At 47.1% G+C, this 23,626-nt stretch carries 20 protein-coding genes and 4 pseudogenes; 14 read left to right on the top strand and 10 right to left on the bottom strand.

The features are described 5' to 3' along the window. Position 1 precedes the first annotated feature (1 nt). The 3 genes from silB to silC all read right to left on the bottom strand — a co-directional run bounded on the left by silB (position 2) and on the right by silC (position 3,173). Positions 2 to 1,294, bottom strand: a complete 1,293-nt coding sequence (gene silB / locus FHC51_RS22705) for a Cu(+)/Ag(+) efflux RND transporter periplasmic adaptor subunit SilB (protein WP_220436781.1) — start codon at positions 1,292 to 1,294, stop codon at positions 2 to 4. Positions 1,295 to 1,406: 112 nt separating this feature from the next. Next, positions 1,407 to 1,760, bottom strand: a complete 354-nt coding sequence (gene cusF / locus FHC51_RS22700) for a cation efflux system protein CusF (protein WP_220436780.1) — start codon at positions 1,758 to 1,760, stop codon at positions 1,407 to 1,409. A gap of 27 nt (positions 1,761 to 1,787) precedes the next feature. Next, entirely contained in the window at positions 1,788 to 3,173 is a 1,386-nt protein-coding gene (gene silC / locus FHC51_RS22695; RefSeq protein ID WP_220436779.1) for a Cu(+)/Ag(+) efflux RND transporter outer membrane channel SilC, read from the bottom strand. A gap of 189 nt (positions 3,174 to 3,362) precedes the next feature. Here silC and silR point away from each other — a divergent pair, with 189 nt between their 5' ends. The 4 genes from silR (at position 3,363) to FHC51_RS22675 (ending at position 6,691) form a co-directional block, all read left to right on the top strand. Further along, entirely contained in the window at positions 3,363 to 4,043 is a 681-nt protein-coding gene (silR, locus tag FHC51_RS22690; RefSeq protein ID WP_220436778.1) for a copper/silver response regulator transcription factor SilR, read from the top strand. Next, positions 4,036 to 5,511 carry a copper/silver sensor histidine kinase SilS gene (gene silS / locus FHC51_RS22685; protein ID WP_220436777.1) on the top strand — a complete coding sequence of 492 codons (1,476 nt, stop codon included), beginning with the start codon at positions 4,036 to 4,038 and terminating at the stop codon, positions 5,509 to 5,511. The genes silR and silS overlap by 8 nt, the downstream gene beginning before the upstream one ends. A gap of 250 nt (positions 5,512 to 5,761) precedes the next feature. Then, positions 5,762 to 6,193: a silver-binding protein SilE gene (silE, locus tag FHC51_RS22680; RefSeq protein WP_220436776.1), complete on the top strand. Its 432-nt coding sequence runs from the start codon at positions 5,762 to 5,764 to the stop codon at positions 6,191 to 6,193. A 147-nt stretch (positions 6,194 to 6,340) separates the two neighbouring features. Further along, positions 6,341 to 6,691 carry a DUF305 domain-containing protein gene (locus FHC51_RS22675; RefSeq protein WP_220436775.1) on the top strand — a complete coding sequence of 117 codons (351 nt, stop codon included), beginning with the start codon at positions 6,341 to 6,343 and terminating at the stop codon, positions 6,689 to 6,691. A gap of 383 nt (positions 6,692 to 7,074) precedes the next feature. Here the strand turns inward: FHC51_RS22675 and FHC51_RS22670 are convergent, their stop codons facing one another. Next, complete coding sequence (locus tag FHC51_RS22670) at positions 7,075 to 7,983, bottom strand: HNH endonuclease (RefSeq protein ID WP_220436789.1); 909 nt, start codon at positions 7,981 to 7,983, stop codon at positions 7,075 to 7,077. 636 nt (positions 7,984 to 8,619) lie between these two features. On the opposite strand from FHC51_RS22670, the gene FHC51_RS22665 reads away from it, so the two are divergent. Next, positions 8,620 to 9,594: a diguanylate cyclase gene (locus FHC51_RS22665; protein WP_220436774.1), complete on the top strand. Its 975-nt coding sequence runs from the start codon at positions 8,620 to 8,622 to the stop codon at positions 9,592 to 9,594. A 318-nt stretch (positions 9,595 to 9,912) separates the two neighbouring features. On the opposite strand, the gene FHC51_RS22660 is transcribed toward FHC51_RS22665, so the two are convergent. After that, positions 9,913 to 10,845 carry an S-4TM family putative pore-forming effector gene (locus tag FHC51_RS22660; RefSeq protein WP_061549452.1) on the bottom strand — a complete coding sequence of 311 codons (933 nt, stop codon included), beginning with the start codon at positions 10,843 to 10,845 and terminating at the stop codon, positions 9,913 to 9,915. 3 nt (positions 10,846 to 10,848) lie between these two features. Next, positions 10,849 to 11,844, bottom strand: coding sequence for a nucleotidyltransferase (locus FHC51_RS22655; RefSeq protein ID WP_220436773.1), 996 nt, complete (start codon positions 11,842 to 11,844; stop codon positions 10,849 to 10,851). A 664-nt stretch (positions 11,845 to 12,508) separates the two neighbouring features. On the opposite strand from FHC51_RS22655, the gene FHC51_RS22650 reads away from it, so the two are divergent. The 8 genes and pseudogenes from FHC51_RS22650 to FHC51_RS22615 all read left to right on the top strand — a co-directional run bounded on the left by FHC51_RS22650 (position 12,509) and on the right by FHC51_RS22615 (position 19,419). Further along, the gene (locus tag FHC51_RS22650) at positions 12,509 to 12,805 is read left to right on the top strand and encodes a hypothetical protein (protein ID WP_220436772.1); all 297 of its coding nucleotides are present in this window, start codon (positions 12,509 to 12,511) and stop codon (positions 12,803 to 12,805) included. Between the two features lie 70 nt (positions 12,806 to 12,875). Further along, positions 12,876 to 13,220: a hypothetical protein gene (locus FHC51_RS22645; protein WP_213802925.1), complete on the top strand. Its 345-nt coding sequence runs from the start codon at positions 12,876 to 12,878 to the stop codon at positions 13,218 to 13,220. Between the two features lie 7 nt (positions 13,221 to 13,227). After that, positions 13,228 to 13,467: a hypothetical protein gene (locus FHC51_RS22640; protein ID WP_220436771.1), complete on the top strand. Its 240-nt coding sequence runs from the start codon at positions 13,228 to 13,230 to the stop codon at positions 13,465 to 13,467. After that, positions 13,467 to 13,703, top strand: coding sequence for a hypothetical protein (locus tag FHC51_RS22635; RefSeq protein ID WP_220436770.1), 237 nt, complete (start codon positions 13,467 to 13,469; stop codon positions 13,701 to 13,703). The genes FHC51_RS22640 and FHC51_RS22635 overlap by 1 nt, the downstream gene beginning before the upstream one ends. 195 nt (positions 13,704 to 13,898) lie before the next feature. Further along, positions 13,899 to 14,677, top strand: a pseudogene (locus tag FHC51_RS22630) (site-specific integrase). 1,077 nt (positions 14,678 to 15,754) lie between these two features. Next, a complete protein-coding gene (locus FHC51_RS22625; protein ID WP_220436769.1) occupies positions 15,755 to 16,615 on the top strand; it encodes a replication initiation protein in 861 nt (286 codons plus the stop codon). A gap of 666 nt (positions 16,616 to 17,281) precedes the next feature. Further along, on the top strand, positions 17,282 to 18,448 hold the full coding sequence (gene sopA / locus FHC51_RS22620; protein ID WP_220436768.1) for a plasmid-partitioning protein SopA: 1,167 nt from the start codon (positions 17,282 to 17,284) through the stop codon (positions 18,446 to 18,448). Then, positions 18,448 to 19,419, top strand: a complete 972-nt coding sequence (locus FHC51_RS22615; RefSeq protein WP_213802914.1) for a ParB/RepB/Spo0J family plasmid partition protein — start codon at positions 18,448 to 18,450, stop codon at positions 19,417 to 19,419. Before sopA ends, FHC51_RS22615 begins: the two co-directional genes overlap by 1 nt. 495 nt (positions 19,420 to 19,914) lie before the next feature. On the opposite strand, the pseudogene FHC51_RS23085 reads toward FHC51_RS22615, so the two are convergent. Next, positions 19,915 to 20,382, bottom strand: a pseudogene (locus tag FHC51_RS23085) (hypothetical protein); the annotation flags it as partial. Positions 20,383 to 20,501: 119 nt separating this feature from the next. After that, positions 20,502 to 20,690 (bottom strand): annotated as a pseudogene (locus FHC51_RS23365) (arsenical resistance protein ArsH); the annotation flags it as partial. A gap of 522 nt (positions 20,691 to 21,212) precedes the next feature. On the opposite strand from FHC51_RS23365, the pseudogene FHC51_RS22600 reads away from it, so the two are divergent. Then, positions 21,213 to 22,528 (top strand): annotated as a pseudogene (locus tag FHC51_RS22600) (ISNCY family transposase). A gap of 42 nt (positions 22,529 to 22,570) precedes the next feature. On the opposite strand, the gene FHC51_RS22595 reads toward FHC51_RS22600, so the two are convergent. Together FHC51_RS22595 and FHC51_RS22590 are read right to left on the bottom strand one after the other, a co-directional pair. Next, positions 22,571 to 22,855: a type II toxin-antitoxin system RelE/ParE family toxin gene (locus tag FHC51_RS22595; protein ID WP_213802913.1), complete on the bottom strand. Its 285-nt coding sequence runs from the start codon at positions 22,853 to 22,855 to the stop codon at positions 22,571 to 22,573. After that, positions 22,845 to 23,093, bottom strand: coding sequence for a type II toxin-antitoxin system Phd/YefM family antitoxin (locus tag FHC51_RS22590; RefSeq protein WP_213802912.1), 249 nt, complete (start codon positions 23,091 to 23,093; stop codon positions 22,845 to 22,847). Before FHC51_RS22590 ends, FHC51_RS22595 begins: the two co-directional genes overlap by 11 nt. Between the last annotated feature and the right edge of the window lie 533 nt (positions 23,094 to 23,626).

Below are 23,626 nucleotides of genomic sequence, written 5' to 3'. Positions count from 1 at the left end.
CTCAGTGCCCTGAATGCATATTTACAGGCTGGTCAGACATTGCTGGCATACTGCTTTCTGTTTTTTCAGGGTGGCGCATACGTTCCAGTGCGCCCGTAATATTGGCTTCAGAGTCAATGAGGAACAGGCCACTGACCACCACGGTATCGCCTTCATTCAGGCCGGAGCCGATGCCGGACTGTTGCTGTGACTCATGCAGAACGTGGATCTGTTTCGGCACAAACTTGCCTTCATCATCAACAGTAATCACGCGCTGTTCTTTGCCGGTATCGATAACGGCCTGGCTTGGTATCAGCAGCATCTCCTGGCTTCTGGTATTCAGTTTCAGATAGGCATTCATGCCCGGCTTGAGAAACTCATCCTTATTAGAAACCTGGAGACGGACCTGAAGCGTACGGGTTGTCTGATCCACGCTGGGAAGAATATTCCATTTTTCGACATGGAATGTTTTATCCGGATAAGCCGGTACCGAAATTTCAAACTGCGACGTATCTTTCAGCAGATAGGCGATAGATTCCGGCACTGCAGCGCTGATCCAGACCGGGTCCATCCCCTGAATCTGAGCCACCACCTTATCTTTCGAAATATTCATGCCGGTGCGCAGGTCAAATGCAGTAATGACACCATCAATAGGTGCTTTAATGGTAAAACGGGTCTGGATTGTGCGGGTTGAACGCAGCCTTTGAATATCCTCCTCCGGCATACCAGCCAGACGAAGTCGCTCCAGAACCCCTTTTATCTGGGTTGGCGTACCGCCTGTACCGGATAACAGCAGAAACTCACTTTGTGCCTCAACCCATTCAGGAATGGTGATATCAATAAGCGGAGTGCCTTTCTTCACATGATCGCCAATTGTCAGGGGATACACTTTTTCGACGAAACCGTCAGAGCGCGCCTGCACAATGACAAACTGATACTCGTTGTAACTGACATTTGCCGGGATTGTCTGAGAATAATTCAGCACTCCTCGCGTGACTTTTTGCGTTTTTAATCCGAGATTCTGAACCTGCGTTGGATCGATACGGATCCCGCCACTGCTTTTCTCGCCACTTTCATCAGCATATTTTGGCACCAGGTCCATATCCATAAAGGGAGATTTTCCGGGTTTATCAAATTTGGTATCCGGTTTCATCGGGTCATACCAGAAAAGTACCTTTCGCTCCGGTGCCTTTTGTTCGGTTTGTACTGTTTTTTGTGATGAGTTTACATACTGCCAGGCAGTAACTGATATCAGCCCTCCTGCGATGAGGCTGCTGATAATTATTGCAGCATATTTTATCTTTATAGAAGCCATACAATTTCTCGCTGAAAAATCTAAACACCTGGCATATGCGCTCGATCATTTATTCGAGTAATTCCTTGATAAATGTTCAGGCGCACTGGATGTATTCACTCCGGACTGTTAATCAGGATTGCGTAACGTTAATGCTTTTGAGTAGGGAGATATTGCCCTGCTGAATAAACGAGAAATCGACATGGTTGCCGGTTTTCAGGGCATTGATAGCGTCGTCAGCATTAACAAAAGTGAAGCGCATGGTCATTGCAGGCCAGCCCACCGCAGGAATTGCTTCGTGCGAAATGGTAATTTTTTTACTATTCATATCAATGTCTTTAACGACACCGGTGCCCTTGATAACCTGTTGTACCGAAGCATCGCTGGCAGCATTCATATCGCCATGCTGATGTGTTTCCGCCTGAAGACCGGCAGAAAACATGACAGAGAAGGCACCAAATAAAACGGCTTTAAGTGAATTATGCATTTTTAATTTCCTGATTAAATAAAAAATTTACTCTACCCAACCGCCACCCAGCGCAGTAAACAGATTAATTTCGTTAACCTGTCTGGAATAGGTAAGATCGAGAATGGTTTGCTGCGTAGCGAAGAGGGAACGTTCTGCATCCAGCACTTCGATGTAACTGACAGCACCACTTGCATACAATCCTCTGGCACGCTGGAGAGTTATCTGAAGTGAATCTAGATAACGCTGCTGTGACTCAAGTTGCTGACTAAGGCTGTCGCGCAGCGCAAGCGTGTCGGAAACATCCTTAAAGGCTGACTGAATTTTTTGTTCGTAATTAACCACCGACTGTTGCTGACGAATTTCAGCCAGCTTCAGGTTGGCTTTATTCCTGCCAGCATTAAAAATAGGAATTTCAATTTTCGGGATAAAATTCCACATACTGCTTCCAGACGTAAAGAGGCTGGACAGCTCCGTACTGCTTGTAGAGAGGCCACTGGTCAGGGTAATGGAGGGGAAAAAGGCCGCTCGCGCTGCGCCAATATTGGCATCAGCCGCTTTCAGCTGATATTCCGCTTCCAAAATATCCGGTCGCTGCAATAAAATTTGTGAAGACAGATTTGGTGGTAATTTTACTGGTGCGATCTCCCCACCTTTCATCCCCTTTTCTGACGGAAGTGCGCGGTACGTTCCCAGCACAAGTTGCAGGGCATTGTTTGCCTGAGCCAGATCGCCTTCTCGTTTGGCTATTTCGGCGCGGGTACTTTCGATTTGACCTCTGGCCTGCTCCAGCGCCAGAACGTTTGTACTCCCGGTCACCAGTTGTTGCTCTACGAAAGCATAGGACTGTTCATAATTTTTCAGCGTTTCCCGCGCAATACGGAGTTGCTCGTACGCCAGTTGCTGGCTGAAATAGCTCTGTGAGACGTTGGAAACCAGCAGGATGTGTACGGCCCGACGGGCTTCTTCGCTGGCAAAGTAGCTCTGGCGATCAGCGTCACTCATGTTCTTAAGTTTGCCGAAAAAATCGAGCTCATAGCTGAGTTCCAGACCCGCGTCGTACTCCTGTGTGGTCCGCTTTTCGCCTTTCAGACCACCGCTGTATGTGATCCCAGATGAGGCATTCAGCTGGGGATAACGATCTGCATCCGTGACGTTGTACTGGGCCCGGGCCTCTTCAACCTTCAGGGCAGCCATTCTCAAATCACGGTTATTATTCAGAGCTTCAGTAATCAGTCGTGTAACCTGAGGATCGACAAAAAAGTTACGCCAGCCCGTATCCTGATAACCATTCGCTGCTGGCGTCAGGCTGTTTCGGGACAGTGAAAACTGCTGGGGTACCGGTGCTGCCGGGCGCTGATATTCTGGAGCCAGAGAAACACAACCGGCCAGGATGAATATCGTGCTAATGCTAAGTAATTTTAATTTGAACATAACGCTTCTCGTCCAGGCAGACCTGGTAAATGGTTCAAATGAAGTCCAGAGTATTGATAGGGGTACTTTACCGAACGCTCTCTGTTTGACGGGTGACAGGATAATGACAATGTTGTCATTTTTGCGGTAATCCGTTGATAACGAGCGTGGGCGCAATAGAATGACCATAGCAGCCAGCCGGGGAGCAAGATGAAAATATTGATCGTCGAAGACGAAATTAAAACAGGTGAATATCTCAGCAAAGGGCTTACAGAGGCAGGGTTCATAGTGGATCACGCTGATAATGGTCTTACCGGATATCATCTCGCCATGACAGCCGAGTATGATTTAGTCATTCTGGACATCATGCTGCCTGATGTGAACGGCTGGGATATCATCCGCATGCTGCGCACTGCCGGAAAGGGTATGCCGGTCTTACTGCTGACGGCCCTCGGCACGATCGAACACAGGGTCAAAGGACTGGAACTGGGTGCGGACGATTATCTGGTTAAACCTTTTGCGTTTGCCGAACTGCTAGCCCGGGTGAGAACCCTTTTGAGGCGTGGAAACACGATGATCACGGAAAGCCAGTTTAAGGTGGCTGATCTCTCTATTGATCTCGTATCCAGAAAAGTCAGTCGCGCCGGAAAACGCATTGTACTCACCAGTAAAGAGTTCAGTCTGCTTGAATTTTTCATTCGCCATCAGGGAGAGGTTCTTCCCCGCTCCCTGATTGCCTCTCAGGTCTGGGACATGAATTTTGATAGCGACACTAACGCGATTGATGTCGCTGTAAAGCGACTCCGCGCTAAAATAGACAACGATTACGGGACAAAGCTGATCCAGACAGTCCGGGGTGTGGGCTATATGCTGGAGGTCCCGGATGCATAGCAAACCTTCCAGGCGCCCTTTCTCACTCGCTCTGCGGCTGACCTTTTTTATCAGCCTGTCCACGATACTGGCTTTCATCGCCTTTACCTGGTTTATGCTGCATTCTGTTGATAATCATTTTGCCGAACAGGATGTCAGCGATCTTCAACAAATCAGTACCACACTGAGCCGTATACTCCAGTCCCCGGCAGATCCGGATGAAAAAAAAGTAAGCAAAATAAAGGAATCGATTGCCAGCTACCGCAACGTTGCCCTTTTGCTCCTCAATCCCAGGGGTGAGGTGCTCTTTAGTTCAGCGCAGGGGGCAGCACTACGCCCGGCCGTGAATTCAGCAGATTTTAGCGAGCACAGCCGCGCTCGGGATGTCTTTCTCTGGAGGGTGGAGGATCCAGCGAGAACGAGGGATACCGGGTCTGAAATGAAGATGGAAACATACCGGATTATCGCCTCCTCTGGCCAGGCGATATTTCAGGGCAAACAGCAGAACTATGTCATGCTGACTGGCCTCTCCATTAATTTCCATCTCCATTACCTTGATGCGCTGAAAAAAAATCTGATTGCAATCGCTGTTGTGATAAGCCTGCTGATTGTTCTGATCATTCGCATCGCTGTCCGTCAGGGGCATCTGCCCCTTCGTAATGTCAGCAATGCCATTAAAAGCATCACCTCCGAGAATCTTGATGCGCGGCTGGAACCGACACGGGTTCCCATTGAGCTGGAGCAACTGGTTATCTCGTTCAATCATATGATTGGAAAGATTGAGGATGTCTTTACCCGCCAGGCCAATTTCTCTGCCGATATCGCGCACGAGATCAGAACGCCCATCACCAATCTGGTGACACAGACTGAAATCGCGCTGAGTCAGGATCGAACCCAGAAGGAACTTGAGGATGTCCTCTACTCCAGCCTGGAAGAGTATAACCGGATGACCAAAATGGTCAGCGACATGCTGTTCCTGGCGCAGGCAGACAATAATCAGCTGATACCTGACAGGGTCCGGTTTGACCTCAGAGCAGAAGTTATGAAAGTCTTCGAGTTTTTCGAAGCCTGGGCCGAAGAACGCAATATCACGCTCAAATTTGACGGGATGCCCTGCCTGGTTGAGGGAGATCCACAAATGTTCAGAAGAGCGATCAATAATCTGTTATCCAATGCCCTGCGTTATACCCCGGAGGGACAGGCCATCACCGTCTCAATAAGAGAGCAAGAGAGCTTTTTTGACCTTGTGATTGAAAATCCGGGGAAACCAATCCCTGAAGAGCATTTATCAAGGCTGTTTGACCGTTTTTATCGGGTGGATCCGTCCAGACAACGAAAAGGAGAAGGCAGCGGCATCGGCCTTGCGATTGTGAAGTCAATCGTGGAAGCACATCGCGGGAGAGTGCAGGTGGAATCGGACGTACGCTCAACTCGTTTTATCTTATCCGTGCCCAGACTGGAGAAAATGATTCCCGAGCCTCAATACTGAGAATAAAGATTTAAATGACAAAGATGTCATTAGCCTGTCATGCAGCAAACAGAAGCCATTCGATATAATTAGTGCAACTTATCAGGAAGGCTGGGTTGCTTCATTAATACCCGGCGTCAGAGTACGCCAGGAAACGAATATCCAGCCCTCTTCCGGAGAAATAAACATTGCCGAACCTGTTTCAGTTATGGAACTGTAAACACCGATGGTACTTCCCCGGATATCACTAATTCATAAATGGAGAGTTATCATGAAAAATATCGTATTAGCATCTTTGCTGGGCTTTGGTTTAATTTCTTCGGCCTGGGCCACTGAAACCGTGAATATCCATGAGCGCGTCAATAATGCACAGGCTCCTGCTCACCAGATGCAGTCTGCTGCGGCTCCTGTCGGGATCCAGGGGACTGCTCCTCGTATGACCGGTATGGACCAGCATGAACAGGCCATTATTGCTCATGAAACCATGACGAACGGATCGGCGGATGCACACCAGAAAATGGTGGAAAGTCATCAGAAAATGATGGGAAATAACACGGTATCCACGAGCGTCCCGTCAACGTCTTACGCGGCGATGAATGAGCATGAAAGAGCGGCAGTTGCCCATGAATTCATGAATAACGGTCAGTCCGGCCCTCATCAGGCCATGGCCGATGCACACCGCCGCATGGTTAATGCGGGCTGAATGCGACTGTAGTATCCGTGCTTTTACCCTTTCCTTGATAGATTATTCCTTGACCGTATATGTGGCTGCATTTTTGCCCCCTTCAGGGGGCTTTTTTATCTGACTCAGCTACAATTAACCGGTACCTACCTTACAAGGAACTATTGTATGAAAATCAAAAACTCCCTTTTTGTCATACTGATGTTATCCCTGCCTGCAATTTCTGCTGAACATTCAGAAATGAACATGTCAGATATGACCTCATCAGCATCGTCACAGGAATACTTGGCGGGCATGAAAGATATGCATGACAAAATGATGGCCGCCGTTAATGAGCCAGATCCCGACAAGGCCTTTGCAAAAGGCATGGTTGCACATCATGAAGGGGCAATAGCAATGGCTGAAACCGAGCTGAAGTATGGAAAAGATCCCGAAATGAGAAAGCTCGCACAGGACATTATTAAAGCTCAAAAAGGTGAAATTGAGCAGATGAATACATGGCTTGACCGTCATAAATAATGAACACCGGAGTGTTGTCTTGCGCACACTTTTAGAGTACTCCCGGACACGAAAACATATAGTACTTAACTAATTAAAACCCGAATAATTTCGGGTTTTAAATGCAGCTTTCTTTTCTGAACGGAATAATAGTCATACAATCTAATTTTTTTGTAATTATTCCTGCTTTTAATCAGGTGCTGGACGATGGATAACAGCTCCCGCCTGAGAGAGAAAATCCGTCTGATCACCTGGCGCCATACATAACCGATTGAGCGACATACCATGCTGGTAAAATATTAACATCCTTCTCCAAAAATATGAATTACATGACAGGAACGATAGTCAGTCAGCATATCGCTTTCATTGCTAAAAATAAAACGAAACATGCATCTGCTCGTAACTTAATTACTCTCCATCTTGTAAAAAAGAATCAAATCCTCTAATGTTATCCCGATACCCGCTTTTTTTAACACTTCTTTCCGCTCGGCATATATTTTCCTCAACATATCTTCAAACCCCTTGCCAAGATGAATTTGTTTATGGCAGTTGCAACATAGTGATATGATATTCTCCTCCACATCCAGTGAATTCTCAAAATAGTCTTGCTTTGACATCGGGACAATGTGATGAGGTTCGGTATAATTTAGGGGAGAGTTTCGCCTTCTGAACGTTGGATGGTCGCAATTAATTTCACATTTATAATCAGCTTTTTTCAGCGCATTTTTTGAAACAGATTTACTTCTTGGGTATGAAAGTCCATTTTTGACTTCTATTGCAGCTTTCTTAGGTTTCGCTTTTTCGTTATACTCAAATGGCTGAGTAACGTCAAAGTGATTACTTTCTTCTAGAGCAGTAATCAAATCATTATCTGAGTAAAAATCAATGCTTGAGCTTTCGTTCGTACCAAAAAAATCTAGTTCTTTTATTGCCTGAACAAGTTCTTCACGAATAGTCCATAAATTTCGCTTTGGGTTTCCTTTAATTTCTCTGCTTTTCATGACTGTAATGAATTTAGTCCCGGAAGCTATCTTTCCGACGCCTTTAACCTCGAATCGGCCAAGCTGCTTCTGAACTCTTCCACCCAACCCATTGATTACACCGTTAGCACTCATACTGTGCAGGTCGTACTTCTTGCCGATATCGAAACATGTGCAGGAATGGTCTGGCTCAATGAACCATTTTTTTAACGCTGCAATACTTTTGTCATCAAAAACTTTTTTATCCCTTAATAAAACCTTCCATTCTTCAACGCTAATATCTATATCACAGACGTATTCACCATCAATTACTTCACATATTTTTTCAATCATGTCCATAACTCTCTTGTAACACAGGCTTTGTAATAATGTAAAATCCGTTACACGGCGTTGTATGTAATGTCATTGTCTCCTGGACTCCTACAGCCTTAACAACTTTGTGTTTTGTTGTCCAAAAACATTTTGTTGCAGTGAGTACTCACTGAGATAAATCTCGCCTTGAGCCTATCACATCAGCAGACTTCCTCTCAACCTTATGGACTTAACCCGGTCATTCTTCGCGACAAAGAAAGTACAGGCATTTTACATGACGAAGAGACGGTCTCAGCTTCACATGACCGGATAACGCTTTTAATGTACTTCATTATTACGGCACGGGTGTTCATCGTGTATTTTTAAATATTAATCATTTTGTTTTACGGGTGGTTACCCATAAATTTTAACATTTACTAATCAAGATGGCAGTTATACGTACATTCCCGGCAAAAATCCTGAGGTTTACAGATTCCAACACCGTAACAGACCCGGTCATTCCCCTGGTCCTCCGGAGAGTCTAGTACGAGTGATAAACATGAATTCCTGTATCTGAAGTTCAGCCGCTGGCAGATAAGTCGTGAACTATAATTATACTCAGTCAGATCCAAACGCCTTTTCATCTGTTTATATACTTTGTACATACCAGGAGATTACATGCAGGCACCCGGTATTCCGAAGAATGAAGAACAGAGGCTGAAGTCCCTGTATATTACCGGCCTTCTTGATACCCGTGACGATGAGCGTTTTGAACGCCTGACGCGGCTGGCCCGCAAAGCCTTTCAGGTCCCGGTGGCCCTGATAAGCCTGCTGGATCGCGAGCGCCAGTGGCTCCTAGCCTGCCAGGGGATCGGCGTGCGCGAAACACCGCGTAACATTTCGTTCTGCGGGCATGCCATTCTGCATGATGGACCTTTCATCATTCACGATGCGTCTGCCGATGAGCGGTTCCATGAAAATCCCCTGGTCACCGGTGAACCCCACATCCGGTTCTATGCCGGCCAGCCGGTGAGCCTGCCGGACGGCACGATTGCCGGCACGCTGTGCCTGATCCACACCTCTCCCCGCGCCTTCACGGATGAGGACATTGCGTCCCTCCGGGATCTGGCCTGTATTGTGGAGGATGAATTCGAGGCCATCAGCATGGCCATGACGGACAGCCTGACGGGCATTCCCAACCGGCGCGGGTTTTACCGTGCCGGCGAAAAACTCTTCCGCGCAATGAACCGGCAGGATGCGTCGTTCAGCCTCATCTATTTCGATCTGGACAGGTTCAAACCGGTTAACGATCTCTGGGGACACGCTGAGGGTGACGAGGTGCTGAAGATCTTTGCCGGCTTTTTACATCAGCACCTCGAACCGGGCGAAATAGCAGGCCGCCTCGGCGGGGATGAGTTTGCCGCCCTGATCCGGCGAAACGGGAATACCGGCTCTTATCTTCATGCGCTGAGTGCCAGTCTCGATCATTACAATGACACCTCGGGCAAGCCCTACAACATCAATTATTCCTTTGGCGAACTGATCAATAACGCAGACCAGTACACGACGCTGGCGGAGATGATCGGCAAATGTGACGAAGTGATGTACCTGAAGAAAAAACGAAAGACCCTCTCCCGGAAAACAGAACCGTGACGTTCTCCTTCCCGGCTGATCCCCTGACCCGGGGTTCAGCCGGACGGCATGAACAATATATTTAACCGCAGGACGCATAAAGTCATTTATATTTGCTCATGGTGCAATAGTCCACTCATCGCAACAATTACTCGTTTTTTGTGTCCATGCTGCAATAATTCCTCTTCTCAACTTCTGAGATCCGAAAAAAGGTAAAGCCGGATGCTAACTATCCGAGGTGAATGTGACTATGTGTTTACGCTGGCAGCCAGGCCACCTGAATTGTTTATCGTGATGTGCTCCGGCATACGTAAAGCCTACACCGGAGCCAAGGGGGGATTACTCCTGAAGGTGCAGCTCCTTCAGATTCGTTTCAAAGTAATCAACATAAATTCGCTCATTTTTTGGCTTCATTATCAGCTGAATACCGTTGGGAACGGGCGGGCATGAGGCCCGGTAGGCGAACATTTCATCCTGGATATTCCGGAGCGTATAGCCCAGTTGCTCTTCTTCTGCCCTTCCGGACACCCTGATGCCGGATAATTCCTTCTCAACGTACTTTTTCAGCTTCTCGCTTCTTTTCATACTGCTGCGATTATCCAGAAACTGAAGCAAGAAATAGCGGATGACCGGCAGAGTGAACACCACATAGAAGAGGATCTCATTCAGCCCGGATTTCATGGCGATGCCGTAAACAAGCATCGCGACAGGCGAGACAATGAAAGCTGAAAGATAAAACACGTGCAGTACCTCCCTGAGCGATTTGTCCCAGCCGAGGTTTTTTCCTTGGCACAGGAGCGCCATTACGGCCTGCGGCGCGTCATACACCTTACTGACGTACCACCCCTCTTCGCCAAATCGCTTTCGTGCTTTTTCCGGGCAGTCCCTGAAATAGGCAGCAGCCCGGATGATGTCATCCCGTGGGATCTCCTCCACCTTCAGGTCATTGCGCCGGATGCCAAGTACCCGGCAGTCGTACATTTCCTGGATTGAGGCTGCCTTCCTGCGCAGTGCTGAGATATGTCCGCTGATGATAATGTTAAAAGTAAGCACTAGGAGTCCATACAACCCTAATAGCGAAGACAGCAACTCTGAATCGACAAAGCCCCGGCTCCGGTTGTATACGGTAACGAGCGAAAGCAGGAGCGGCACGATGATGCTGAAGATAAAATTCAGCCTGTTCCAATTTTTTACCCTGTCGTACATACGGGCCTGAGCATACAGTAAATCCAGATTTTCTCTGGTCGACTGGTTCGTGTAGATGGCATTCATGGTTCACCCGTAAACAGGAAAGGACGGCCCGAACACGTCGCGCCATTTATTGATAGATTTTTCATACTCTTTATTATCTTCAAACCGTCTCGCCTCCGATGCCTTCTGCGCATCGAGATAACATCTGTCCGATATTGCCTTACGTGCCTCGGCTGAAAGAGAGTTGATATCTCCCTGTATGCCTTTAGGATCGTTGACGGAGAACTGTACCAACAGACCAAGATGGCGGAAAAGCGCTTCCAGTTCCATATCGACAAACGATGAGCAGGACGTCCTGCCAGCGTAATAGTCCAGAATCAGCGTCTCAAGCAGATAGGAACTCATGGAAGGCATCGTCAGTCTACGCTGCCAGTACTTGACTGCCCTAATGACATTGAGCACATTGCCGTCATTCTGCACATTGATAGCTGTGACTCTGTCCCTGTCTTTGCGGGGGTCGGTAAACTTCCAGTGGCCGTTGCCGTCTGGGATCAGGTAGTAAGTCCGTCCAAAGACATCTTCGCTGGTAATGAAGCAGGGCACGATGTCAAAATTCCAGTCCTTGCTGACCAGTTTCAGCGTGACGGCTTCCTGGTTACGCCTGATATCAGCCTGGGCGTACTGGGCAATGTCCTGCAAGTGGTTTTTAAAGGCATTTAGAATTCTGACGGAGCAGATAGTGTCAGCTCCTGAATGCCGATACCCGTGCAGGCGCGACCCCTCGCCGGAAGAGGTCAGGGTGATCCGGTCACTCAGAACGTTATAGGTGGCACTCTGCGCGGACAAGCCGAACATCAGATCGATATCGTCCAAGGGACGGATTTTGGTTCTTCTGGCAAAGGATCCAAAGGCAATATGGATCGCCGGATAACTCACCGGAAATTTATCGTCCTTCTCAAAATCACTCATCTTACCGATAAGCCAGTCGCGACTTGCACGCGCGTCATCGGTATCTGCCTTTTTGAGATTCACGGTATCTTTCATAAATTCGTTAAAGGCAGCTATTACTGTGGTCGCCATGTTCAGTCCTTTAATTATTTATTGCAAAAGGCGCAGGACTCTGTCGTACATCTGCACACTCCAGTGCCCTGAAGGAGTAGGTACAGTTTATTCTTAGTACCGCAAGTTCACTACCGTCTCGCTCTCTTAAAAGGCATATAATTTATATGGGAAATATATGCCTCGCTCTTTTATTCACAATTATGCGAAGCGTTTCAATTATTGATGCCAAATAAGCAATAATGTGATTAAGTTCAAAATTCATCCTTAGTGTTGCATTATCAGCACAAATCCTTCTACATACCTCCTGAGATCCGAAAACCCCAAGTCCCGGATCCGCTGATCGTCACTCCCCGCCCGCCGGCCCGGAAACACAACATGTGCCACGATATCAGCTGCGGTTTCTTCCATATGTAGTGTTTTATGGCCTGTTCGTGAGCCGGCGCGCGGCGGCAGATAATGGCGATATGTTTATTTCCCCGTCGTGGTACACTTCCGGAAAGTTTAAATAAGCCAGAAAGTCGGATCTGCCGGAAACGGCCATCCGGTAATTTAATTAAGTGGCTATATGGCTGCTTATTATCAGCCTGAAAATGATGACGGCAGGGAAAGTCATTAAGTGTGACTTTCTGCTGCGTCGTCGGCTGATTGTTGCGGGGTGGGATTATTTTGAAGAGAACTAAAAATGCAAAAGATAATGGAAGTTTGGAATTACCTGACCCATCAATGCGGCCACCAGAATTTATGGATAAAGGAGAATCCAGTCCCGCCCGGGCAGAACAGTTCAGGATATCCATTTCAGCCGGTCATTCTGAGTGCGTCTGGCCGCGTACTGGCAGTTTTCAATCTGAATCGAGAAGGCTGGAATTACACAGCCATAACACCATATTGCCAGCCCGCAGATAACATTATGAATAAGCCTGCTTCCGCCCAAGCATTAACTTATGATCAGGCATTTAATTACCAGATAGAAGGTTATTAAGTTGATGTCGCATTAAAACAAACAGGGTGCCGTCAAATTACTGACGGGATTTCTCAATAAAGGTAACTGAATGTGTGATTTATGCAGGGCCGAGGGGAATTACTTCCATACGGCAGAATGCGTGTATGACCAGCTGGTCCAGGAGTACCCCGTGCTGTGGCTGCGGGATTCCACCCGAATCGGTGCCTGCTACCTTCTCCGTGAGTTGCTTTCGCCGGAGGGGATGGTGCTGGCTATACAGAACGCCCCTCCCATGACGGGGTGGCGGCTGCGCATGCGGTATAACGAGGCCATTGACGAAGAGATTGATCCGAAGTGCGGGGACCTTATCAAGCTGTCCTCTAGGGCGGATGCCATGCTGGCTTTTATGCTGTTTCCGCGATTAAGCGATAAACATGATGGGCGCAAGTATTAAGGAAAAAATGATGACTCAAAACTCGGAACTGAAATGGCGAAATGCCGCACTTAAGCATTTGATCATCGGACCTGGCGAGATGACTATTCTTGATGCCATTACGACCCTGCTGGCCCGGGCTTCCGGTAGAACTGATGGGTTGTTGATCAGCGATCTCTGGGCGAAAGGCACAAAAAACCAAAGCTGTGCTGGAGAAGTGGATCCTAACATTACCCGGCATATTGTTACCTGGGGGGCCGCGAAGTGATGACAATTAAACGTGATGGCTCTATTAAGATTGTGAAAGATGAGCAGCTGGTCCGGTTGCCTTCAGATGGCAAGAATCCTCCTTCAGCTTCATCCAGTCATGCTTCGATAGTTTTTGAACCTCTCGCGAGCGAAATTGAGCGTTCAGGGGCTGCCCGCGCTTTCGATGAAAAAAAAGCTCTTAATACGGAGTTTAAAGATGCAGTTTCTTCCGATACTTCAGGCAAACGCTTATGAATTTTTCAGGGAGAGACATGACGTCGTTCAGTATAAATGACCCTCATGCCGTGGAAGTTGCGAATGAAATGGTGGCGTTATTGACGCTGAGATGGAGAGCCGGGGAGAAATCAGTTTGCTCCCGGGCGAAGATTACTCCCAGAAGGCGCTGGAATATCTTATGGAGAAATACCTTCCGGAAAACGGTGACGCTACATGATACCGTCTGTTCCCGCCCATGGCGTTTCGTTTTCTGCCGCGCAGCTGCCGGTGGCTATCGACTACCCTGCCGCGCTGGCCCTGCGTCAGATGGCTCTTGTTCAGGTCGATCTGCCGAAATACCTGCTGGCGCCGGAAGTGAGCGCACTCCTCCACTACGTGCCCGATCTGCACCGTAAAATGTTGCTTGCGACGCTGTGGAACACTGGCGCCCGCATTAACGAAGCCCTCTCGCTCACGCGGACCGACTTTCCCTGGCTCCGCCCTATCCGTTCGTGCAGTTGGCCACCCTCAAGCAGCGTGCGGAAAAAGCGGCCCGGACCGCCGGAAGAACTCCCGCCGGCAGTCAGCCTCATCGCCTGGTGCTGCTGTCGGACAATCAGTACGTCAGTCAACTGGAGATGATGATCGCCACACTGAAAATTCCGCTTGAGCGTCGCAACAAGCGTACCGGCAAGATGGAGAAGGCGCGCATCTGGGAGATCACCGATCGGACGGTCCGTACCTGGCTGAATGAAGCTGTCGAAACAGCGGCCGAGGACAGAGTTACGTTCTCGGTGCCGGTGACCCCGCATACGTTTCGTCATTCCTACGCCATGCACATGCTCTATGCGGGTATTCCGCTGAAGGTGCTGCAGAGCCTGATGGGCCACAAGTCGATTAGTTCAACTGAGGTGTATACAAAGGTGTTTGCGCTGGATGTGGCTGCGCGCCATCGTGTTCAATTCCAGATGCCAGGGATCGAGGCAGTAGCATTACTCAAAGGTCAGTCATAATGTAACAGTAACAGCCTGACGCGCCCGGCAGGCTTGTCCTACCCCTCCCTTGTTCAAAACAGAGTATTGAACAAGGGAGGGGTATCCTTTTAAAATCAATGAAAATAAACCCGATCATCAAAAATAATTTCTGGACACTTTTTCCGATAGTGCCAAAACGTCCAAGGAGGAAAGCATATTTGCATGCCGTTGAGACGCATCTATAGATGACGGAGTGATGAATAACCAGCAGTGGACAGAGAGCGCTGTATGTCTAATTGCCTCGGGAATTAAATGAGGGGCGTAAAAAAGGCCGCTGGCGCGGCCTGATTGTGTATGTAAGGGATGGTACAGCTAATCCACTACTCCAGCAGTGAAGTAAGGTCTGGAAAGGTGCTGGTATCATCGTCTAATTGCCAGAGAGTTTCACCTTCCAGATCAACGTCAATCAGTTCGATTTCATCTGAATCCATGATATTCCTCGGCAATAGTGAGGCTTTAAAGTAACAGGTCAGATCCCGCACATCTAGCAGAACTGGACGGAATAAGCTGAATGTCCAATGTGTGTTCGCATGGTACTAAGAAGTTGTGATGATTTAAGTACGCTGATGGCGTAGGCGCTAGCAGGCCAATGTGATCAAGCTAAACCAATTATTTGTAGTTCATTTTTCTTTGTTGTGGACCATAACTGTTAATTCATGCCTGTCTGCAAAGTGAAGACTGTCAGTGGCACTATGTTATTTAGGCTCCCTTCCCTTTCATCCTCTCGGATTTTAAAAAGTTATCAACATATACACTGATTAGATCCAATAACACGATCCTTTTGAAGATCCTGAATGGATCCATATAGTTCCAAACAGATCCCCGATCGCTGCAGGCCACGTCAGACAAGGCATTCAGAAGATTTGGGTGTGTCGTATTATGCATTAAGTGTGTCGCAACATGTAGTTGGTGTGTCATGCCATGATCAAAGTGGGTGACATCATGCTCCTGGTGTGTCATAACATGCAAAATGGTGTGTCGCAGCATGTAAAATAACGAACTATCCACCCTCTGTGGATAACCTCGAATGGATTCTTAAAACAGTGGTGTAACTATATGACTGATAACAATTTTATACCCTCGCAAATTACTAATGAAGGAGAGGTACACCAATTAACAGTCACAAACAATTCATCTGTTCAACCAGCGATTCTACTGCGTCTGGGTGTCTTTGTTCCTGCCAGCAGAGCAATTCCTAAGGGGCAGAAGTCCGGTGTAGATGTTTCTTCGTCATTCTCCCAGCTTGAGTTCGCTCGTAAGGAAGGTTATGACGAAGTCAGAATCTTTGGTGAGCGCCTTAACATATCAACGGACTTTAGTGTCTGGATGGGCATTATTGGTGCCTTCAGTAAATACGGCTTGAAATCAAATACTATCGAGCTGCCTTTCACTGAGTTTGCCGCGTTGTGCCAGTATGATTCGCGTCAGTTTAACAAACGTCTGCGTAACACCATCTTCGATGCTCTTACTCGGATCGGTACCAAGACTGTTCAGTTCAACAGTAAGAAAACTGGAGATAAATTTTTTACCCAGCTCCTTAAGAGCGGTAAGTATACGAGAGAGTCCGATACAATCACGCTTCAGGCTGATGAGCGCCTTCATGAACTGTATCAGATTGACTACAACATTCTCCTGCGTAAACGTCCCTACCATATGCTTAAAGGTAAAGAGGTGGCTCAGACGCTCTATACCTACATTGCTAGCCTGCCCGATAACCCTGCCCCAATTCGATTTGATCGCATCATTGAACGATTGAATTTGACCTCTCCAGTAAAGGAGCAGAACCGCCTGATCAAAGCTGCACTTAAGCAACTACAAGATATTGGCTACATTGAATATTCCATAGTGAAAGATGGCCGAACTCTAACGGTGTTGATTCATAAGCGAAACAAAAAACTTAAAGAATTGACGTCATAGAAGGTGGGTCACATTATGCAAACGATCCAGCAATGGTGGGTCGTAGCATGACTTCAGGTGTGTCATAACATGTAGTCGTTGCGCTGTAGCCTTCATGCCGGTTTTGATAGGTTTATTTTTGTGCAACTTAAATGTCTTCGCATACTGTGACACACCTTTTGCATATCGCTGCCCACTTTTTACATGTTGGTACCCACCTTTTTTAGATCCTCTGAGGATCATTTTTCTTAGCATGTTGCGACACACTTTATGCATGCTATGACCCACTTTTATCACTCTGTATATATTGAACGTGATGCCCGGCACAGGGGAGTGATATGTCCTCTAAAGCTACATGCTCATGTTGAACTACAGAGGTCATAAATGGTGTCTCCAGCTGCCCTGCCTTCATGCATAAAGTGTTTCGTCTGCCTCAAGAGGAAAAGGCTGTCGGTATACGAAAAAGACACCCTACGTTTTTGGTGGTTTTGTGGTTAACTAATGTCCAGTAATATTAAATTTTTCTTAACCCTCTTATTTTGTTGAAGGATTCTGTTTAAAAAGTTATCAACTTTGCAGGATTTGATGCACTTTGCGTTTTTTTAGTGGGTTTGCATGTTTTGTGTTGCTTTGCTTGTTTTATCAAGATTTAATATAATGATGCAAAGTTGATTAAAGGAGTTTCAAATGGGATTAATGGATACGCTTAACCAATGCATTGCAGCTGGCCATGAGATGACGAAAGCCATCGCAATTGCTCAATTTAATGATGATAGCCCTGAAGCAAGAAAAATCACCCGCAGATGGCGAGTTGGTGAGGCAGCCGACCTGATCGGTATTTCATCCCAGGCTATTCGTGACGCTGAAAAAGCAGGACGTTTGCCGCATCCAGATATGGAATTGCGGGGACGCGTTGAACAGCGCGTTGGCTATACCATTGAGCAAATAAACCACATGCGAGATGTGTTTGGTACCCGTCTCCGTCGCCCAGATGAAAGCTTACCTCCGGTAATCGGTGTTGCAGCTCATAAAGGTGGGGTTTATAAAACTTCTGTCTCCGTTCATCTTGCTCAGGATCTGGCTTTAAAAGGGCTTCGCGTACTCTTAGTCGAAGGCAACGATCCGCAGGGTACGGCCTCGATGTATCATGGTTGGGTTCCTGATTTACATATTCATTCTGAAGATACTCTCCTCCCCTTCTATCTCGGTGAACGAGATGATGCTTCATATGCGGTAAAACCAACATGCTGGCCAGGCCTTGATATCATCCCTTCTTGTCTGGCCTTACATCGTATTGAAACTGAGTTGATGGGACGTTTCGACGAAGGAAAGCTACCGACAGAACCTCATATGATGCTAAGGCTAGCCATTGAAACGGTAGCCCATGATTACGATGTGGTTGTTATCGATAGCGCGCCTAACTTGGGTATCGGCACAATTAACGTTGTTTGTGCCGCTGATGTGTTGTTAGTTCCTACTCCTGCAGAATTATTTGACTATACCTCTGCCCTGCAATTTTTCGACATGCTCCGCGATTTGTTGAAAAACGTAGACCTCCAGGGTTTCGAGCCAGATGTCAGGATCTTGCTTACAAAATACAATAATAATAACGGTTCTCAGTCGCCATGGATGGAAGAGCAAATCAGGGATGCCTGGGGAAGCATGGTCCTCAAAAATGTAGTGCGTGAAACGGACGAAGTAGGTAAAGGGCAAATTCGAATGAGAACAGTGTTCGAGCAAGCTATCGATCAGCGCTCTTCTACAGGCGCATGGAGGAATGCACTAGCAATTTGGGAGCCGGTTTGTAATGAAATCTTTGACCGTCTCATTAAACCTCGTTGGGAGATCCGTTAATGAAACGCGCGCCTATCATCCCTAAATCAACCCCATCAGCTACACCTGTGACTACTGTAACAGCCCCCGCGGCTCCTATGGTTGATACACTCATTGCTCGAGTGGGTGCTATGGCAAAGGGCAATACTATTACCCTTCCCGTCTGTGGACGAGAAGTAAAGTTTGTTCTCGAGACTATCCCCGGTGCAGATGTTGCCAGCTCAACAAAGGTCTGGTCTGGTAATGAACGTGATCAGGCATTTTTAACAGAAGAGGCCTTAGACGATCTCATCCCATCGTTCTTACTTTCGGGCCAGCAAAATCCGGCATTTGGTCGTAAGGTCAACGGTCATATAGAAGTTGCTGATGGCAGCCGCCGTCGCATGACCGCCATTCTGACATCTACTGAGTATCGCATACTTGTCGGTGCACTTGATGACGAACAGATGGATGCTTTATGTAAACTAGGAAATGATTACAGGCCGACAAGTGCTTATGAAAGAGGTAAGCGATATTCCCAGCGTTTAGCTAATGAGTTTAATGGGAATATTTCTGCTCTGGCTGACGCTGAAAACATCTCTAGAAAAATCATAACCAGATGCATTAATTCTTCTAAGTTACCAAGAGATGTTATCGCCCTCTTCTCTCATCCTGGCGAACTTTCCGCGAGAGCTGGTGAAAACTTACAGAAAGTTTTTTCTGAAAACGAAGCTCTTTTACTTGAGGGCGCATCTGAACTATCAGAGAAGAGAAAAGCAGGAGTTGTACTTGAGACTGATGAAATAATTCAATTTCTTACAGCCTTACTTAAAGACTCCAGTAAGAAATTAATTGAGCCCCCTGAAAAGCGCCAGTTCATTCCTGGAGCAACAGCGCGGTATAAAGGTAATAAAGTGATCATCAGCCTCGATCGTTCCAAACTTTCCGAGGAGGATATTGGGAAGTTTGAAGAAATGCTTGAGCTTTTAGCTACGAAGAAAAACCAATACTAATTCGGTATTTATCTTCCTGCATTACCCTCTTCAGGACCATGGTCCCAACCACTCAACTGGGACCACGGTCCCAACCACTCAACTGGGACCACGGTCCCAACCACTCAACTGGGACCACGGTCCCAACCACTCAACTGGGACCACGGTCCCAACCATTCAACTGGGACCACGGTCCCAACCATTCAACTGGGACCACGGTCCCAACCATTCAACTGGGACCACGGTCCCAACCACTCAACTGGGACCACGGTCCCAACCACTTAACTAGTCCCAGTTATACGAGTAAGATTGAGGTCTCAGCTACATAACAGAAAGCTTGGCCAAAGCCATTAATCAATAACTAAGATCTCAGCTGCAGCGCTTTATATTCTGTACTGTGCAAAGGTTTTTATGAAACAATATGGCATGTAGCGTGCCGCTATCTAATTATTTTATATGAATATCTTTCCATCATATTGTATAGGCAGGTGACAATTTTTCTCTTTTCATCTGTCATGATGTAGCGTTTTCTCTTCCTTCAAACCAGATCTACACAAGCCAGAATGGTTAATACCATCCAGAACTTTCATCTGCTCATCGCTGTGAACCCGCGGCTGTACTTCACCAAAAAGATTGAGCTTTGAAACGCCTGCCGGGGTAAAGTCATTTAGCATAATCCCTGCTTTAGCGTATCGGTTCCATCCTGCCAGACATGGTCTAAAGTCTAACGGCAGCCGCAATAATGTCTCGTGTGTCGCGGGGAGTTGTATGTGATTTTTCAATGGCCACAGTGCCATAATAGGGTTCGTTCATGGCAAATGGAGGGCCATAGTAATCCCTCGAGTGTTATGTTATTTTTCGATATCTTCGGCCTACAACCCAGATTTCTCTCACAAATTGAAGTGAAAGAAGTTTCTCTGTTCTGCGAAAGTTTCCAGCTGTCAAAGTCAGTTCATAACGGAACTGAGGCCGCTCTTTGGATGCTCACTGAGTACTTTTGCAAATTTTTTTGTTGATCTCACTCTCACACCTTTGTTAGTCCGGGTGACTGATACTATGGTTGTTAGCCTTAAAATGCCAACTATGGTTGCTATGTTTCCTTTTCAGATTTTGGCCTGATTTACTCGTGCGCATAGGGTCTGATGGTTTTCCTTACGTTCGCTGTATAGGTCTGCCAGATATTTATTCTGTTTTTTTTAGTGCAGGATGATCTTAAATAATTCCTCATTAACATCGACGATACGATCGTACAATTAGGATGTCTTCATCCATTCGTTTTCATCAAATTTCTGTCAGGCTTACGGTGCGCGCCTAGCTGCGTAAGAACGCTGAATCTTATGAGCAACTGGGTATTGCCGAGGATATGTTTACCGATGAGCAGCTGATAGAATTTATGCAGTGGCAACCAATAATGACCAATTGACCAATTGACCAATTGACCAATTGTTGTCGCACCCGCAGGAACCCGCCTGTGCCGGCCTTGAAACGTGTTACTGGAAGTTATTCCGGAGTATCAGTAGAGGGCTTTCACGAAAGAAGATGGCGAATACAATATTTATAAAACAGTGAAGTGGGTGAGATAAAGAGGAAAAAGAGCCCATGTATTCCATGGACTCTTTTTTAGATGCCTCGATTATTCTGTCCACCTTTTGGGGGGCAGTACAAAACGAGGCCATCTGCTTGACTAGACACCAACAGAATAGCCCCTTAATTGCCGCAAGGCAAGGGAGGTTGTTAACGTGTTAATCCTATGCAGTAATGTCCCTTTTGACCCATTCTGAAATGTCCCCGTAGCTTCTCAGGCAGGATATTTCATGACAAAAGAGACCATTAGCATGAGCCTTAAAGAACTTGACCGTCTCCAGATAATTCGGGATTCAGTCAGCCGTCAGATCACCCAGGAGCAGGCTGCGGACCGTATAGGTATATCAATCCGGCAGGTGAAACGTCTCGTTCAGCGCGACCGGATTGAAGGTCCTCAGGGACTGGTTTCTCGTCGACGAGGACAACGTCCCAATAATGCTTTTACGTCGGAATTTCGGACTCTCGTCATCTCACTTGTCAGAGATAAATACCCGGATTTCGGCCCCACGTTTGCCTGTGAGAAGTTACGGGAGATCCATGGGCTGGCTTTGTCGGCCGAAACTTTGCGCAAGTGGATGGTTGAAGAAGGTTTATGGCGTGAGCGACGCCGAAAAATTGCCCGCATTTATCAGCGTCGGCAACAGCGCCCATGCTATGGCGAACTTATCCAGATTGACGGTTCTCCGCATGACTGGTTTGAAGAGCGAGGGCCCCGCTGTACGTTATTGTCTTTATTGATGACGCCACCAGTGCGCTTATGGCGCTCCGCTTCGCTCCTGCAGAAACGACACGTGCTTACATGGAAACGTTACGTGATTATCTAGACAAATATGGGCGTCCCTTTGCCCTGTATTCTGACAGACACAGTATTTTCCGCGTGAATAACCCGGAACGTGAAGGCGAGCTGACGCAATTTACCCGTGCCATTAAAACTCTTGGGATCGAGCCAATTCACGCTAATACTCCTCAGGCTAAGGGCCGGGTCGAGCGTGCTAATCAGACCTTACAGGACAGATTGGTTAAAGAATTACGCCTTCGCAATATCAGTGATATCGAATCAGCTAACCTGTGGTTGTCTGAGTTTATGAAGGATTACAACTCTCGCTTCGCTTCAGTCCCCCGTGAAAATGGTAACGCCCACAGGGAGATTCTTCATTCTCCGGAAGAACTTAACTACATACTCTGTTATCAGTCCCGTCGGGTGCTTTTCAGGAATCTGACCTTTCAGTATAAAACGAGTGCATATAAGATTCGTTCAGAAGGGGAGGGATACCGTCTCAGGCATGCGATTGTCACGGTTTGCGAAAGCTTTAACGGTGAAATAACGGTGCTTCATGAAAGTCGGCCGTTGGGCTATGAAAAATATGTCGATGGGCCTGAACCAATACCGCTTGATGATAAAAAGAGCGTACATGAGCGTGTGGATAATGCGGGGTATGATTTGCGCTCAAAATATTACGTCAAACCTGCTGCTGACCATCCCTGGATGACACGGCGAACGCAGAGCAAAGATGATGTGAAGCCGCCAACGTTACCCAGAAAGTGAGTAGGCCCGGATACGACTCCAAAATAGTGTTTACAGCATTAGTCAATTGCGATTCAGGGTTACATTATAAATGTCGTCGTTTTCGCGTTTGCCTACTCCGATAACAGTGACTGTGACAATGTCGTCTTCTACACGATAGACAAGGCGGTATCCGGCACCACGTAGCTTAATTTTATACTGGTCCTTACGTCCATGTAGCTGTGATGCCGGAACTCTGGGGTTCTCCAGGCGCTCTTTGAGTTTCTTTTTGAACTGCATCTGCAGTGTATGACCCAGCTTCTTCCATTCTTTCAGAGCGGATTCGTTGAAAGCCAGCTTATAGGTCATCAATATTGACCTCTATAACCCTTTCTCCGATTCGCTCATCAGCCATCCTTCCCAGTTCTTCATCTTCCAGAAGTTCCATCAACTGGGCATAGAGTGCCGGTGGCACGCAGTAGAACGCAGGCTCATTACGATTAAGAATGGCTACCGGAGCGCCATCCCCTGCGTGGAAAGTACCCATAGGGTCACGTTTAAGCTCAGTAATACTGGCTGCCGTAGTGGTCAGAACCTGAAATGCCATAAAGTTACCTCCTCATTATTTTAAGTGTTAATTGTAGATCATTTAAACGCACCTTTAAAGGTGCTTTTTATTAGGATTTATCGGGTGATAAGGCTGGGTAGCGTGATATGATTTCCTGAGAAAAGTTGCAGAAACAGGGGGTAGGGGAGGCAAATATATTGAAATCAGAGGCTAAGCACTTTTGTGAGTTTATATGCAGTGAGGTAAAATTCATCTTCTGCGTTTCTGGCGGGTTTGTTGGGGGTTTGTTGTCTATTTTTACCTGTTTCCCGTCAGAAACGCGCTTAGGCCGTCTGAGCGGTGCGCGTAATGAAGCTTTATGGTAAATAGCTTATGCTTATGTCTGCAATGAGCGAGGAGCAGACGTTCACAGCACTCCGCCCCCAATGAAACACATGTTTGCCACTGCCGCTATGTTTGAAGTGGTTTACTGAATTTGGCCACCTGAACAGAGGTGATATGCTCACCTCAGAACAACACAGGTGCCATAATGAAAAAAAGAAATTTCAGCGCAGAGTTTAAACGCGAATCCG

The sequence above is a fragment of the Leclercia sp. EC_58 genome (assembly GCF_019584355.1).
Classification (GTDB): Bacteria; Pseudomonadota; Gammaproteobacteria; order Enterobacterales; family Enterobacteriaceae; genus Enterobacter.
The sequence above is the reverse complement of the archived record's forward strand: the minus strand, read 5'-3'. Positions and strand labels throughout refer to the sequence as shown.

Excerpts from the sequence above, each read along its gene's own strand:
- silB (WP_220436781.1), bottom strand. The coding sequence starts at position 1,294 with ATGGCTTCTATAAAGATAAAATATGCTGCAATAATTATCAGCAGCCTC.
- cusF (WP_220436780.1), bottom strand. The coding sequence starts at position 1,760 with ATGCATAATTCACTTAAAGCCGTTTTATTTGGTGCCTTCTCTGTCATG.
- silC (WP_220436779.1), bottom strand. The coding sequence starts at position 3,173 with ATGTTCAAATTAAAATTACTTAGCATTAGCACGATATTCATCCTGGCC.
- silR (WP_220436778.1), top strand. The coding sequence starts at position 3,363 with ATGAAAATATTGATCGTCGAAGACGAAATTAAAACAGGTGAATATCTC.
- silS (WP_220436777.1), top strand. The coding sequence starts at position 4,036 with ATGCATAGCAAACCTTCCAGGCGCCCTTTCTCACTCGCTCTGCGGCTG.
- silE (WP_220436776.1), top strand. The coding sequence starts at position 5,762 with ATGAAAAATATCGTATTAGCATCTTTGCTGGGCTTTGGTTTAATTTCT.
- FHC51_RS22675 (WP_220436775.1), top strand. The coding sequence starts at position 6,341 with ATGAAAATCAAAAACTCCCTTTTTGTCATACTGATGTTATCCCTGCCT.
- FHC51_RS22670 (WP_220436789.1), bottom strand. The coding sequence starts at position 7,983 with ATGATTGAAAAAATATGTGAAGTAATTGATGGTGAATACGTCTGTGAT.
- FHC51_RS22665 (WP_220436774.1), top strand. The coding sequence starts at position 8,620 with ATGCAGGCACCCGGTATTCCGAAGAATGAAGAACAGAGGCTGAAGTCC.
- FHC51_RS22660 (WP_061549452.1), bottom strand. The coding sequence starts at position 10,845 with ATGAATGCCATCTACACGAACCAGTCGACCAGAGAAAATCTGGATTTA.
- FHC51_RS22655 (WP_220436773.1), bottom strand. The coding sequence starts at position 11,844 with ATGGCGACCACAGTAATAGCTGCCTTTAACGAATTTATGAAAGATACC.
- FHC51_RS22650 (WP_220436772.1), top strand. The coding sequence starts at position 12,509 with ATGCAAAAGATAATGGAAGTTTGGAATTACCTGACCCATCAATGCGGC.
- FHC51_RS22645 (WP_213802925.1), top strand. The coding sequence starts at position 12,876 with ATGTGTGATTTATGCAGGGCCGAGGGGAATTACTTCCATACGGCAGAA.
- FHC51_RS22640 (WP_220436771.1), top strand. The coding sequence starts at position 13,228 with ATGATGACTCAAAACTCGGAACTGAAATGGCGAAATGCCGCACTTAAG.
- FHC51_RS22635 (WP_220436770.1), top strand. The coding sequence starts at position 13,467 with ATGACAATTAAACGTGATGGCTCTATTAAGATTGTGAAAGATGAGCAG.
- FHC51_RS22625 (WP_220436769.1), top strand. The coding sequence starts at position 15,755 with ATGACTGATAACAATTTTATACCCTCGCAAATTACTAATGAAGGAGAG.
- sopA (WP_220436768.1), top strand. The coding sequence starts at position 17,282 with ATGGGATTAATGGATACGCTTAACCAATGCATTGCAGCTGGCCATGAG.
- FHC51_RS22615 (WP_213802914.1), top strand. The coding sequence starts at position 18,448 with ATGAAACGCGCGCCTATCATCCCTAAATCAACCCCATCAGCTACACCT.
- FHC51_RS22595 (WP_213802913.1), bottom strand. The coding sequence starts at position 22,855 with ATGACCTATAAGCTGGCTTTCAACGAATCCGCTCTGAAAGAATGGAAG.
- FHC51_RS22590 (WP_213802912.1), bottom strand. The coding sequence starts at position 23,093 with ATGGCATTTCAGGTTCTGACCACTACGGCAGCCAGTATTACTGAGCTT.